The 12,702-nt window shown below is 68.0% G+C and carries 10 protein-coding genes; 9 read left to right on the plus strand and 1 reads right to left on the minus strand.

Annotated features, from left to right (window positions below):
* Nucleotides 1–4 precede the first annotated feature (4 nt).
* The 8 genes from ONA70_RS07975 to ONA70_RS08010 all read left to right on the plus strand — a co-directional run bounded on the left by ONA70_RS07975 (nt 5) and on the right by ONA70_RS08010 (nt 9,817).
* Nucleotides 5–880: a glycosyltransferase family 2 protein gene (locus ONA70_RS07975; RefSeq protein WP_265005695.1), complete on the plus strand. Its 876-nt coding sequence runs from the start codon at nt 5–7 to the stop codon at nt 878–880.
* Nucleotides 877–2,118: a lipopolysaccharide biosynthesis protein gene (locus ONA70_RS07980; protein WP_265005696.1), complete on the plus strand. Its 1,242-nt coding sequence runs from the start codon at nt 877–879 to the stop codon at nt 2,116–2,118. Before ONA70_RS07975 ends, ONA70_RS07980 begins: the two co-directional genes overlap by 4 nt.
* Complete coding sequence (locus tag ONA70_RS07985) at nt 2,111–3,007, plus strand: glycosyltransferase family 2 protein (protein ID WP_265005697.1); 897 nt, start codon at nt 2,111–2,113, stop codon at nt 3,005–3,007. The genes ONA70_RS07980 and ONA70_RS07985 overlap by 8 nt, the downstream gene beginning before the upstream one ends.
* A 1-nt stretch (nt 3,008) precedes the next feature.
* On the plus strand, nt 3,009–4,154 hold the full coding sequence (locus ONA70_RS07990; RefSeq protein WP_265005698.1) for a glycosyltransferase family 4 protein: 1,146 nt from the start codon (nt 3,009–3,011) through the stop codon (nt 4,152–4,154).
* Nucleotides 4,151–5,521 (plus strand): O-antigen ligase family protein, encoded by a 1,371-nt coding sequence (locus ONA70_RS07995; RefSeq protein WP_265005699.1) that lies wholly within the window; start codon nt 4,151–4,153, stop codon nt 5,519–5,521. Before ONA70_RS07990 ends, ONA70_RS07995 begins: the two co-directional genes overlap by 4 nt.
* A 206-nt stretch (nt 5,522–5,727) precedes the next feature.
* Nucleotides 5,728–7,047, plus strand: a complete 1,320-nt coding sequence (locus ONA70_RS08000) for a polysaccharide biosynthesis tyrosine autokinase (RefSeq protein ID WP_265005700.1) — start codon at nt 5,728–5,730, stop codon at nt 7,045–7,047.
* 237 nt (nt 7,048–7,284) lie between these two features.
* On the plus strand, nt 7,285–8,556 hold the full coding sequence (locus ONA70_RS08005; protein WP_265005701.1) for a DUF1800 domain-containing protein: 1,272 nt from the start codon (nt 7,285–7,287) through the stop codon (nt 8,554–8,556).
* 1 nt (nt 8,557) lies between these two features.
* Nucleotides 8,558–9,817 (plus strand): DUF1501 domain-containing protein, encoded by a 1,260-nt coding sequence (locus ONA70_RS08010; RefSeq protein WP_265005702.1) that lies wholly within the window; start codon nt 8,558–8,560, stop codon nt 9,815–9,817.
* 78 nt (nt 9,818–9,895) lie between these two features.
* Here the strand turns inward: ONA70_RS08010 and ONA70_RS08015 are convergent, their stop codons facing one another.
* Nucleotides 9,896–11,842, minus strand: a complete 1,947-nt coding sequence (locus tag ONA70_RS08015; protein WP_265005703.1) for a S1 family peptidase — start codon at nt 11,840–11,842, stop codon at nt 9,896–9,898.
* Nucleotides 11,843–11,853: 11 nt separating this feature from the next.
* Between ONA70_RS08015 and ONA70_RS08020 the strand changes: the two genes are divergently transcribed.
* Entirely contained in the window at nt 11,854–12,702 is an 849-nt protein-coding gene (locus tag ONA70_RS08020; protein WP_265005704.1) for a MurR/RpiR family transcriptional regulator, read from the plus strand.

Genomic DNA, 12,702 nt, shown 5'->3' on the forward strand with positions numbered 1-12,702 from the left:
GCCGATGAACACTCTCGGTATCGCCATCGTCAACTACATGAGCGCCGACGACACCGCGGGGCTTGTCCGTTCGCTGGTGGCGCACCACACCGATGCCGGCACACGCATCGCCCTCGCGATCGTGGACAACAGCGACCAACGGCAGGAACTCGAGCGGGTTGTCGAGTTCGCCCGAGCACACGGCCTGTCCGGCCGGGTGATCCACGGGCAGGGCAACGTCGGGTACGCGGCGGGGAACAATCTCGCGGCGAGCTGGCTCATGGAAATCGGTGCCGAACTCATCTGGGTACTCAACCCCGATACCAGGATCACCGGTGGAGTCCTCGCGTCGGCGCTGGGCCTGGGCTCGGCAGGCGACCGGGCGATTGGGGCGACAACGAGCATCGACGTAAATGGCGACATCCGCCCCGATCTGGGGATGCTCGACCTATGGACCGGCCAGAGCGGGCAGCCATTGCCCGGCGAGGATCCACCGTCGCGCAAACTGACGTACGTCGCGGGGCATTCCATCCTCATCACCCGCAAGGCGTTCGAGACGCTGAACGGCTTTTCTGAAGACTTCTTTCTCTTCTACGAGGAAGCGGACATCGCGGTCCGTTCAGCCCGTCTCGGCATACCCGTCGCGGTCGTGTCCGGCCTCACGGTCGCCCACGCAGGCGGCGGCGCGACCGGTGCGACCGCAGACATGACAGCCAAGTCGATCATCACCTACTTCCACGCCAGCCGGAGTTGCATGATCTTTTTCCGGAAGCACTACCGTCACCGGCTTCCCTTGGCAGCTGCCGCCAGGCTGCTTTACGCGGGGAAGGCCCTGTTGGTCGCCGGTCCCAAGGCAGCGACCGCGGTCATCCGAGGGACGGTTGCGGGGTTGCGGGCATGAGCCGATCACTGAGTGAACCGCTGCGGCGCGCGGCCGGTAGCGCCACGCTGATGTACCTCTCCGCGCTGGCGATGTCGGGCATCGCCATTCTGCTCAGCGTCGCGCTTCCGCCAGCCGAGCGGGGCCTTCTGGTGGCCACGACGACAAGCGCGACCATCGGCGTCGCGGTAGGCGGGTTGTCTCTCGAGACGTTCCTCCTGGCCCAGGGGGGTCAGTGGCTGAACGGCGCGGCCGGGCGTCGCAGCCTCGTCATCTACGTCGCGACCGTGCCCCTGACGGCTGTACTGGCCTGGGCATTCGCGCACTATTCCGAAGAGGGGACGCCGGGCATCGCCGCTGCGGGCGCTGCCTGCATCGCGGCGAGCAACATTCCTGCCGCCGCCGGGCTCACCCTTGGTCAATTCCTGAGCGTCTACCGATACCGTGCCGTGTTCGCCACCGTCGCGCCGGCGCTCTATGCCGTGCTGATTCTCGTTTCGGTCAAGGATGCCCAACTGTGGTTGCTCGCCTGGCTCGGCTGCCAGGCGCTGATGGCGTTGGCACTGTGGGCAAAGCATGGTCGTCCGTTGGCCCGGATGGCGCGACGCGCGTCACCTCCGAAGGAACGCCTCGACCGGCTGGGGCTCACCCACACCGGAGCGGTGGCGCAGGTCTTCACCTATCGCTTCGACCAACTCGCACTGGCCCGTTACCAGGGTCCGGACGTGCTTGCCGTTTACTCCCTTGCGGTGGCGGCGATCGAGTTCACCCAGGCCGGGGCAGTCGTTGCGGCTCAGCGCACCCTCGGTGACCACGAGGACGGCTCGGACCAGCGCTTGTTCGGGCTGCTACGTAGGGCGGTGTACCTCGCGGTCGGCATGGGCGTCCTTGTTCTCGTCGGGCTCGCCGGCATCGGGGTCCTGACGAGCGGATACACGGCCGCGCTGCTGCTCGGCCTGATCCTGGTGCCGCGCAGTATCGCGGTGACCATCGGCAAGGTGTTGAGCGCCAGGCTGGTCAATCTCGGTGGCGAACGGGCGACTGCGACGATCGCCGTGGGCACCGCACTGGTAGCGGTTGTCGGCTACTCTCTCGCCGCTCAGCGGTTCGGCGCCCTGGGCGTCGCCGCCATCTCCGTCGTGCTGTTCTCCCTGCACAGCACGGTCACGGCTCTTGTCCTGCGGACGCGGTCCCGAGTGCAGATCGAGCCTGATTCCGAAGCACATTCCATGGACAGTAAGGTTGGCACCAGTGCCTGACAGAGTCGTTGCAGTGATCCTCAACTGGAACTGCGCGGACGACACAGTGCGATGCCTCGAGGCGGTCAGGGCCGGTAGTACCGTGCCGGAGATCATCGTCGTCGACAACGGCTCGAGCGACGACTCCATCGCAAGGCTCGAAAAGGTGGAGGTGCCCTTCACGCTACTGCGGCTGGACCGCAACCTGGGATACGCGGGCGGCATGAACGCGGGCATCCGGGAGGCGCACGACCGCGGTGCCGAGTGGGTCTGGCTGTTGAACGCCGACGCGGTGCCGCGGCCGCACGCCCTGTCCACCCTGCTCCGGCACGAGGACCGATTCGCGGTCTCGACGCCGCTGCAGACGACCTCGGCGCAACCGGACGATCCGAATCCCGAGCCCTACCTCGTTTCCGCGATGCTCCCCAAGGGCAAGGTCCGCCCATTCCGCTGTGCCGGCTGCGCCGAAGGGGCGCACGAGGTGGACATGGTCACCGGCGCGGCCCTCCTCCTGCGCGTTTCCTGGGTGATCGGGGTCGGGCTGTTCGACGAACGGTTCTTCCACTACAAGGAGGAGTTCGATCTTGTTCGCCGCATCGGAGATGCGGGCGGCCGGATCGGATTCGTGTGCGGCTCCGAGGTCTGGCACAGACGGGGCGGCAGCCTGAGCGGATCCAGCCCCAGGGCCAGGTACTACTACCACCGTAACGAGATCCTCTACGTGCGGAAGCACTACTCCCGGCCGTTGCGGCGGCTCCTGTTCGGCGAGCCGATCCACTACAAGAACGTGGCGAGGTCATTGTTCCGGATCGCTGTCGGCACCGGAGAGCATCGGCGCAGGTCACTCGCTGTCCTGGCCGGATACTGGGACGGCCTACGGGGCATTCACGGCCCCACCGAAAGGTTCTAGGGTGCACATCCTGTTCGTGAGCCACTCAGCCGACCTCATGGGCGCGGAGCGTTCGCTGGCCGCACTGGTGCGGGAGGCTGTCGAAATCCGCGGCCACCAGGTCACCGTCTCGTTGCCAGCGGAGGGCCCGCTGCGCGCTGAGCTGACCCGGGTCGGCGCAGCGGTGGTGGTCCTGCCGACCAGACTATGGATGGGACGCAGACACACCGCGTTGGTGGGCCTGGTCCGATCCGGTCAGGCGGCGGCCTCCGTGCCCAGGTACTGGCGGTATCTGCGCCGAACGCGGCCGGACCTTGTGGTGACCAACTCGGCCGTTGTCCCGGCCGGTGCGATCGCCGCCCGGATGGCTCGTATCCAGCACGTCTGGACGATCAGGGAGAGTCTCCTCACCAACCCGAGCCTGCGGTCAGCCGTGCCGAGACGGATCATCGCCCGACTCATCGCCAGCCTCGCGGACGGCCTCGTCGTGATCTCCCACTACGTCGCCGGCCAGTTGCTGAGCGCGGCCCCCGCCGGGCGGCCGAAACTGCGGGTCATTCCGCCGTCAGTGGCGCCTCGCGCGATGGAGTCCGTGGTTCAACAGCGCCGCAACACGCAGGAGCTGAAGCGACTCGTGCTGCTCGGGCGCTACTCGGCGGAGAAGGGCCAAGCGGACGCCATCGAGGCGTTGGGCCGGTGCGTCAGAGCGGGGCTGTCCCTCGAACTGAAGCTGGTGGGCGTCGGCGACCCGACCGCGCAGCGAGCACTCCGGGCGCTCGCCCAGGAGCACGGAGTGGGCCACCTCGTCGACGTGTCCGAGTGGACGAACGATCCCCAGGCGCTGTATTCCGAGGCGGATGCAACCTTGATGCTGTCCCGCAACGAGGCCTACGGCCGGGTGACACTGGAGTCACTCATGTCGGGGACACCGGTGATCGGATTCCGTGCCGGTGCCACGACCGAGATCCTCGCCGACGGCGGCGGCGTACTGGTGGAACCGAATTCCGAGGCGTTGGCGCGGGCCCTGCTCGCCGTGGCCGAGGACCGCGAGACCGTCGGCCGGCTCAGGTCTGAAGCAACGCGACGGGCGCGGGAGCTGAATTCCGCGCCCTCGTCGGCGCCGACCTTCATCTCCTATTTGGAAGAACTACAGGCGAGCTGCCCGTGACAAGGTCGGGGAGGAGTTTCGGCCCTCCTGCCGTACTGGCCGTCTCGGCTGGCATCCTACTCAGCTGGAAGCCTGTCCTGCTGGGCATCCTGGGGCTGGTCGCGCTGCTCGTCTGGGGGCTCTGGACCCCATCCCGGCTGAACTACGCGCTGTTCGCGGTGTTGTTCCTCGTACCGGTCACTGCTGATCCGGGCTATCCCGCCAAGCCCGTATGGATGGTCCTGCTCACCGCGACAGCGATCGCCCTGTTCGGTCGCCTTCAGCGGTTCCATCCGGACAAACCGTTCGCGTCGGTCGGAATGCTAGTCATGGCTCTGCCGGCCGCAGGTGCCGTGGCCGCCCTAGTGCACTGGCACGGACCGAAGGACCTGATCTTCGCCCTCGCGCCCTTCGTCTGCTATGCCGTCATCGCCTGGCACGTGGTGGAGGAAGCGCGGCAGGACCCGGAGGCGCTCAAGAGCTTGGCAAGAGCGTTCGCCTGGGTGGGCGTACCTGTCGCGCTTCTGGCGATCTACCAGCGCGTGACCGGCACGTGGCCGATCCTCGACGAGCTGGCTACCAGCAACGCGTTCACCTCGTCAGCCGGTGCCGGCAGATCGGTGGGCACCATCGGGCACCCGATCGTCTACGGCACCTACTGCATGATGTCGATGTGCGTCGCGATAACCCTGCGTGGTCGCCTCTGGCAGTTGCCGTTCGCCGCCGGCGCGGTCGGCCTGCTGCTGTCCGGCTCACGTAGTGCGTGGATCGGTACGGCGTGCGCCGCCGTCGTCTGGTATCTCGCGCAGAGACGAAAGGTGACACGCCGCGGTCTGGTTCTCGTCGCGGTCAGCCTCGCGGTCGGCGCGGTGGTGGTGGTTGCCCGGCCCAGGCCCCTGCGGGGGACGATTGATCTGGTCGCTTCCCGGCTGACCAACCTGACGGGATCAAGTTCCGCCACCGCACGTTACAGCCGATCCGAGACGGCGCTTTCCGGCCTGCGGCAAGGCTTCGACACCGTGCTGTTCGGCCAGGGACCAGAGGCGCACGTCCGGTTCTTCCAGGAGGTGGGAATCGGCGACCACCTGGCGCAGACCTTCGACAACAGCTTCCTCACGTTGTGGTACGACCTCGGGCTGATCACACTCCTGCCCTTCCTGGCCATCCTGGTGGCGCTGTTCGTCCGATCGAAGTCGTTGACCGCCCGGCTGTTGGTCGTCGGAATTGCGGTGCAGATCTATTTCTTTGATTTCTACCTGTGGCCTTGCGCGGCGGCGGCCCTCATTCTGGCGGCTGGCCTGGCAATTGCCAGGGATTCCAGCGAGACAACCCTCCCTCCCCGGGATACGCGCGCATCCGCTAATGTCCCGCTCGCCCGGCCGGGATGAGGGGTTCCCGGGCAGGCGTCCTGCTAGGATCCGCCGGGCGCATTTCGCATGAGTTGGCTTTGACTTGGTTGGCGCCAGGCCGCAGCGAGTGAGGTTCAAGAGTGAGGCTTTCGGGCAGAATCCGGCCGACTGGCGTGCCCAGCCCGCCAACGGACACCGGGCAACACCCGACGGGTGTCCGGGGCATCGTCAACAGATCACTCCTGGTGGCCAGACAGTGGACCCAGTTGACGCCTCGGCATCACTTGCAGGCATTACGCGCCTACCGTTGGGCAGTGCTGGCACTCGCCCTCCTCGGCGGGGTCGGGGGCGGCGTGGCATCCCTGCTGCAGACCCCGGTTTACCGGGCGAGCGCGCAGCTGTTCTTCTCGCCAAATTTCCCGACGGCGGACGTCCGCCAGTTGGACGCGGGCGGAAACTACATTCTGCAACGCGTCCGATCATACACCGAGATCGCCAACAGTCCCGAGGTCGCCACGACGGTAATCAATCAGTTGGACCTCCCGTATTCGCCTGAAGAATTGATGTCGCGGGTCAATGTCACGGGCAAGGCCAGTACGGCTGTGCTGACGGTCGAGGTCGCGGACGAGACACCCGAGCGAGCCCGGGACATCGCCAATGCGATCGCGGACGAATTTCCAGGATTCATCGGCCGGTTGGAGAAACCGACCGGGGTCGAATCAACGCCGGTCAAGGTTTCGGTCGTCCGTCGGGCGACCACGCCGCCCTCGCCGGAATCGCCGCAGCCACTCACCGACGTCTCGCTGGGTCTTGCCGGCGGTCTGTTCGTCGGCACTGCAGCGGCGATCATCGGTTACGCGCGGCAGCGCACCGTACGTGACGAGAGCCACGCGGCCGAGGTTGCCGACCTGGCCCTGGTCGGGGTGGTCGACGCCGGTTCACCGGCTTCGGCGCTCATGACGCGCGACGAACGATCCGTCCGGGCAGAGGCCTTCCGGCAGATGCGGACCGACGTCCGGCTGCAAGCGGTCGGCGAACGATTGACGAGCATCATGGTCACCGGGTGCGGCGCGGGCGACGGCCAGGCGGCCGCCGTGGGAAATCTGGCGATCGCGTTCGCGCGGGCGGGCGAGACGGTGGTGCTGGTTGACGGCAACCTGAGGAACCCCGAGATCCACGAGCTGTTCGCCGTCGCCAACGAGGCCGGATTGGCGACCGTCCTCCGCGGGGAGGCGTCGGTCAACGGCGTGGTGACTCAGTGGCGCCAGGAGCTTCCGCTCTACCTCCTGCCCACCGGCAGGGTCGAACCAGGCCCGGCCGAGAAATTGTTCCAACCCGACCGGCTGGCCAAGCTGATGGAATCGTTCCGTCTCGGCCAGGTCCTGGTGATCGTCAACGGACCGCCGCTGTTGTCCGACGCCGAGGCGACGTTTCTGGTAAGCGCTACCGACGCGACCGTGGTTGTCGCACGACTCGGGTCGACGGAGGCCGACCAGCTCGCCGCCACGGTGGCGGTGCTGCGAAAGATGCGCGCAAACATGCTGGGCCTGATCGCGGTTCGCTGAACCAGGTCGTGCGGTTCGGGCCGGGGTTGGGCAGCCGATCCGGCAAGCGCCCGGCGACGGCCCGCCACAGTGGACCGCTCTTCGCGGCGCGGGCTGGACCGGGTGCGAACAACAGATCTCCTGGTAGGGCTGCCACGGCGAGATCCGTTAGACTGGCGAGCGCCTGGTTTCCGCAGAGGCAGCGGACGACAGAGACCGGGTTCCTGGATCCGGTGACATCCACATAGGTTTACGAGGATGAGCGATAACGTCGCGATGCTGTTGCGGCGGGCGGGCTTCGGTCCGACTGCGTCCGAACTGGCGGCCGCGAAGAAGGCTGGTTACGCGGCGACCGTGGCAAGGCTGACCGCGCCGTCCGGGCCGGACCGGGGTGCCGCCGCCGCACCGATGCCGGACCTCGGCCGGGACCCGTTCGACAATCTGCCGAATCCGACCACGGAGCAACGGGCTGCGGCGGAGTCGACACGGAAAGCGCATACCGACGCGATCATTCGTTGGTGGCTGGACCGCCTGACAGTCGCGGACCATCAGGCCACCGAAAAGCTGATGTTCTTCTGGCACGGGCACTGGGCCACATCGATACGCAAGGTCGGCAGCCCGCAGTTCATGCTCGCGCAGCACCAGAAGATCCGCGAATCGCCGAACTTCAAGGTGATGGCCAGGCGGCTGGTTTCCGACCCGGCGCTGGTCTACTGGCTCGACGGGCAGCTCAACACCAAGGATGCGCCGAACGAGAACCTCGCCCGGGAGCTGATGGAGCTGTTCATGCTGGGCATCGGACACTATTCCGAGCGGGACGTGAAGGAGGCAGGGCGCGCGCTGACCGGGTGGAGGACGGACCTGGGTGTGCCGAGCACGGCAATCTACTTCCCCGCCGACCACGACGCCGCGCCGAAGACGATTCTTGGCCGGACCGCCAACTTCGACGCCTACACACTCGTCGATTTCCTGGCGAAGCAGCCTGCCTGCGCGCGCTTCATCGCCTCCCGCCTGTGGTTCCGATACGGCTCTTCCCACGAGCCGATCATCGACGCCACGCAGAAGAGGATCGCTGCCGCATTCCCGGTCGGCATGCAGATGCTACGGGCCCTTTTCGAGGACGAAGAATTTCGGTCGGGACGCCACCGGCTCGTGAAGCAGCCGGTCGAGTGGCTCGTCGGTGCCATGCGGCAGTTGAACATCCGACCCGCCCACTTCTCGCAAAAGACCCTGAGTCAGGTCGTGAGTGGACTGAACGGGCTCGGTCAGGTGCCCTTCGCGCCGCAAAGCGTGGGCGGCTGGCCGAGCGGAACGGCCTGGCTGAATTCTGCGGCGGCTCAGGTTCGCCTCGGTCTGGCCGACCTGCTCGCCGGGTTTGCCGAGGTCGACGGGATGAACGCCGAGGAGTTGGCCAACGTACTCGCGATCGAGACGTGGACGAACCGGACCTATCTGGCCCTGAAGCAGGCGAAGGAGCCACGAAAGCTGCTGATCATCGGCCTGGCGAGCCCCGAATATCTGGTGAGCTGACATGGATGCGCTGACCCGACGTAGGTTCCTCCTCGCCTCGGCCGCGGCCGGGGGGGCCGCCGCACTTGCCGCTGGCGGTGTAGGACTGGCCGAGCTCCTCGCAACCGCGACAGGCGGTGACGGACCGGATCCGGGTGAGGGCCCCGACAAGCTGGTCATCGTCACTCTGTACGGCGGCAACGACGGGCTCAACACCGTCGTTCCGTACGCCGATCCGGCATATCACTCCGCCCGCCCGGAGTTGGCGTATGACCCGGAGCGGGTACTGCATCTCGACGAATCGCTCGGACTGAATCCGGTGATGACCGGATTCAAACGACTCTGGGACAGCAAGCAGTTGGGCGTCGTGCTCGGCGTCGGCTACCCCAGGCCGGATCGGAGCCACTTCCGGTCAATGGACATCTGGCAGACGGCGTCGCCGGCCGTACCCGTGCCGACCGGGTGGGTGGGCCGCTGGCTCGACGGCACCAAGGCCTCCGCCGAGGCCGCGGTCAGCTTCGAGCCGGCGCTCCCGCCACTGCTCGTCGGTGCGACGCGTGTGGGGGCGTGTGTGGCGCTCGGCGGACTTCAGCTTCCACAGGGGATCGACGCCGAACTGGTTGCCGCGCTCGGGCGGATACAGGATGGCGAATCGGAGCTGGAGATGCACGCGGCGGAGGCGTACCGCGACTTCCTCCGGATCGACAAGCTTGTGCGGCAGGCGGAGAACGCGGAACTGCCGGCGGATGCCGGGGACCTTTCTCTCCTGTCGTCCACCGCCACCGGCGGTGGAAGTTCGCTGGCCGCCCAGCTCGCACTGGTGACCCGGTGCGTCGAGGCGGGCGTGCCCACTCGCGTCTACTCGGTGAGTCTGGGAGGGTTCGACACACATGCGAATGAGCGGGTCGGACATGAGTCGCTGCTCAAGCAGCTCGACGAGGCATTGTCCGCGTTCGTGCACCGGCTGGCGCGGACAAGGGCCGGCCGGCGGGTGACCGTGGTCGTCTACAGCGAATTCGGTCGCAGAGTCAGGGCCAACGCGTCGGACGGCACCGACCACGGAACAGCCGGCCCGCTCTTCGTGATGGGCCCTAGGACGGTTGGCGGCTTGTATGGTGAACAGCCGAGCCTGACGGACCTGGACAACGGCGACCTCAAGGCCACCACCGACTTCCGCGACGTCTTCGGCACGCTCATCGGTTCCGTGCTCCAGGCCGACCCGGCCGAGTACCTCAATGGCTACGAGGCGAAGCTGCTGCCGCTCGTGCGCACCGGAATTTAGCGGCGGGCGGCCGGCTTCCCACTCGGCTCGCAGGCATGGCTGCTGTCCGACTGAGGGGCCAGCCGCCCCGGGGCGTCGTCAATGCCGGTCGCGCCCTCTGGCCATGAAGACCAGGACGACGAGCGTGACGATCAAGGCTCCACCGAGCGCGGCAAACAGGACGACCGCCCAGGACGGGAAGGATGACCCCTTCCGTTCGATCTTCTGGCGGTCGACCGCGTTCTGCCGGTACGTCTGCGCGACGAGGTTCTTGGGTGCGTGGGTCGCCACGGTCTGGAGTTGAGTTTTGGCGTCCGAATACCTGCCGGCGAAGTAGGCGTCGAGCCCGCGTCGGTACAGCTTGTCGGTGTCACCGAGTTCGGCGGTGACGCCCGCCTCGTTGAGCAGCGTGGTGAGCGTCGACGCCGGCACGATCACCCGGTTCGCCTTGTCGGGAAGCGCTTGGTCGTTGTCGAGCATGCCGACGACCCGGCCGCTCGTGTCGACCGCCAGTCCCCCTCGGGAATAGATCCCGACATCGTCGTTGACCCGGTAGACGGGCACCGGTCCCTGGCTGCCTGCGCCGGTAACGGTCACCGGTTTCGAGGCAACGGTGAAGGTGGCGGTCAGGGGATCCCGGTCGCTCGTACCGTAGCCGATCATGAGCAGCGACGTTCCCTGCCGGACGTCGGCCGACGGGTTCAGTTCGGCGACGGGGAGGTGGTCCTGGGCGAGCTTGACCAGGGCGACATCGCCCATCTCCGGCGCCCACGTCTTGACGATCTCGCCCGGAATCGCCGGGCCGTCGGTGATGTTACCTCTGGCCACGTTGAACTGCCCGAACACTCGGACCTCCGGTTCCTTCCCGGCATCGAGGCCGGTCAGAACGGTGCCCTTGAGGTGGGTTGCGACGTAGTTGTCGAGCTGAGCCGAAGCGAGCTTCTTCTCCCCGATCAGAGTTCGCCCCAGCGCGTAGAGGGCGTTCTGCCGTGCGGTGTCCGAGGCGGGCTGCACGCAGAGGCCGTTGGTGAGCACGTGGCCAGCCGAACCCACCACGAATCCACTGCAACGGCGGTTGAAGGTGACCGGCGTCGCCCGCAACGGGGTCTCGGTCTCCTTGTCCCGGAGGTAGCCGGTGAACTGGACCTCCACATAGACCAGCGCGGGTGAGGCGATCGCTACGGCTCGTTCGTCGAGGCTGTACGGCGGCGGGGCACTGTCGGTGCCGCTCGATCTCACCCAGGCGAAAGCGCCACCGGCACCGGTGAGTACGACCAGGATCAGGGCGACGATCCCGATCCAGAGCCCGGTGCGGCGCTGAGGCGGCGCCGAGGGGGTGATCCGGCGAGCGGTCCCGGCGAAGGGGTCCTGCGGCGGGCCACTGACCGGCTGGTACACCGACAGCGGGCCCGGGGACACCTGCTGGGGCGCGGGAGACACCTGCTGGGGCGGAGACGACACCTGGTGCGGCACCGCGGCGTGCATCGCCCACGGCAGTGGCGCGCCGGAGATGGGGCTGGGCGTGCCGGAGGTCGGCACGCCGGAGACCGGCTCCGGCGGCCCGGCGACGCTGCCGGTCTCGGGGACCAGGACGTCGGCCTCGGACTCCGCCGGCTGCAGGTCCATGCCGAGGGTCTGGAACAGCCGCGACGCCCCCATCCCCTCCTCGGACGGGTACGCCACCCAGGGCTTCGCCGCAGCGAAGTCGGCGTTGACGTAGCGCTGACCGCCCGGGGTCAGCGCCATGGCATTGGCGGCGTTGGCGAACGCTTCCCGCCAGGGCTGGTCGGTGGCCGCGGCGCCGTCGAGCACGGCCACCGTCACCAGCCGATCATGTCCGTCGACGGCCCACCACGCCGTGCCCACCTGGCACACGCCGAGCGCCTCGGTGAACCTGTACGGACCGACCGGCTGCATGCCACCACTCCTCTGTTCCTCCGCCGTGCGGATAGTACAGAGGTGACGCACCCGTCGTCGCCGCCCGGCAGCCGGCCAACCGGACACCGTTGCGTGGCCGGAGGTTGCGCTCTGAAAGTTTTCATGCATAGAGTTCTCGCATGAATGAAAGCGGTGCGGCACCCACCGACCGCCTGCTCGACCTGTTCCACGGCGTACGGCTCACCCCCACCCAGCGCCGGATCGCGCACTGCCTGGTGCAGCACGCGGGCGCGGCGGCGTACCTGTCGGCTGCCGAGGTCGCCGAGCTGGCCGGGGTCAGCCAGCCGTCGGTCACCCGGTTCGCGATGGCGCTCGGGCACGACGGCTACCCGGCGCTGCGCCGCCGGCTGCGGGGACTGACCGCCGCCGACGGCGCCGACCCGGCCGACGCCGGCAACGCCCTCCAGCGGGCGGTCCGCGCCGAGATGGGCAATCTCGACCGGCTCGCCGGGCAGCTCGCCGACGCCGGCCGGCTCGCCGAGGTGGGGAAGCTGCTCGCGGCCAGCCGCCCGCTGCCGGTGCTCGGCCTGCGCGCCGCCGCGCCGCTGGCCGCGTACTTCGCGTACTTCGCCGCGAAGGTGCACCCGGACGTGCGGGTGCTCGACGACGGCGGCAGCCTCCTCACCGACCGGCTCGAACAGGCCGCCGCGGCCGGGGCGACCGCGTTGCTCGCCCTCGTGCTGCCCCGCTATCCCCGGGAGACCCTGGACGCGCTGCGCGAGGCCCGCGACCTCGGGTTGACCGTCGTGGCGATCACCGACTCCCCGGTGAGCCCGGCCACCGACCACGCCGACGTGGTGCTCCCCGCCGCCGTCGGCACCGACCTGGTCTTCGACCTGCACACCGCCCCGATGACCCTGGCCATGGTGGTGCTCCAGGCGATCTGCGACGCCATCCCGGCCGAGACCCAGGCCCGGCTCGAGGCGTTCGAGTCGTCCGCCGCCCGCCGCCAGTTGTTCCTCGGCTGA

The sequence above is a fragment of the Micromonospora yasonensis genome, assembly GCF_026013475.1.
Taxonomy (GTDB): Bacteria; Actinomycetota; Actinomycetes; order Mycobacteriales; family Micromonosporaceae; genus Micromonospora; species Micromonospora yasonensis.

Excerpts from the sequence above, each read along its gene's own strand:
- ONA70_RS08020 (WP_265005704.1), top strand. The coding sequence starts at position 11,854 with ATGAATGAAAGCGGTGCGGCACCCACCGACCGCCTGCTCGACCTGTTC.
- ONA70_RS08005 (WP_265005701.1), top strand. The coding sequence starts at position 7,285 with ATGAGCGATAACGTCGCGATGCTGTTGCGGCGGGCGGGCTTCGGTCCG.
- ONA70_RS07975 (WP_265005695.1), top strand. The coding sequence starts at position 5 with ATGAACACTCTCGGTATCGCCATCGTCAACTACATGAGCGCCGACGAC.
- ONA70_RS07980 (WP_265005696.1), top strand. The coding sequence starts at position 877 with ATGAGCCGATCACTGAGTGAACCGCTGCGGCGCGCGGCCGGTAGCGCC.
- ONA70_RS08015 (WP_265005703.1), bottom strand. The coding sequence starts at position 11,842 with ATGCATGAAAACTTTCAGAGCGCAACCTCCGGCCACGCAACGGTGTCC.
- ONA70_RS08010 (WP_265005702.1), top strand. The coding sequence starts at position 8,558 with ATGGATGCGCTGACCCGACGTAGGTTCCTCCTCGCCTCGGCCGCGGCC.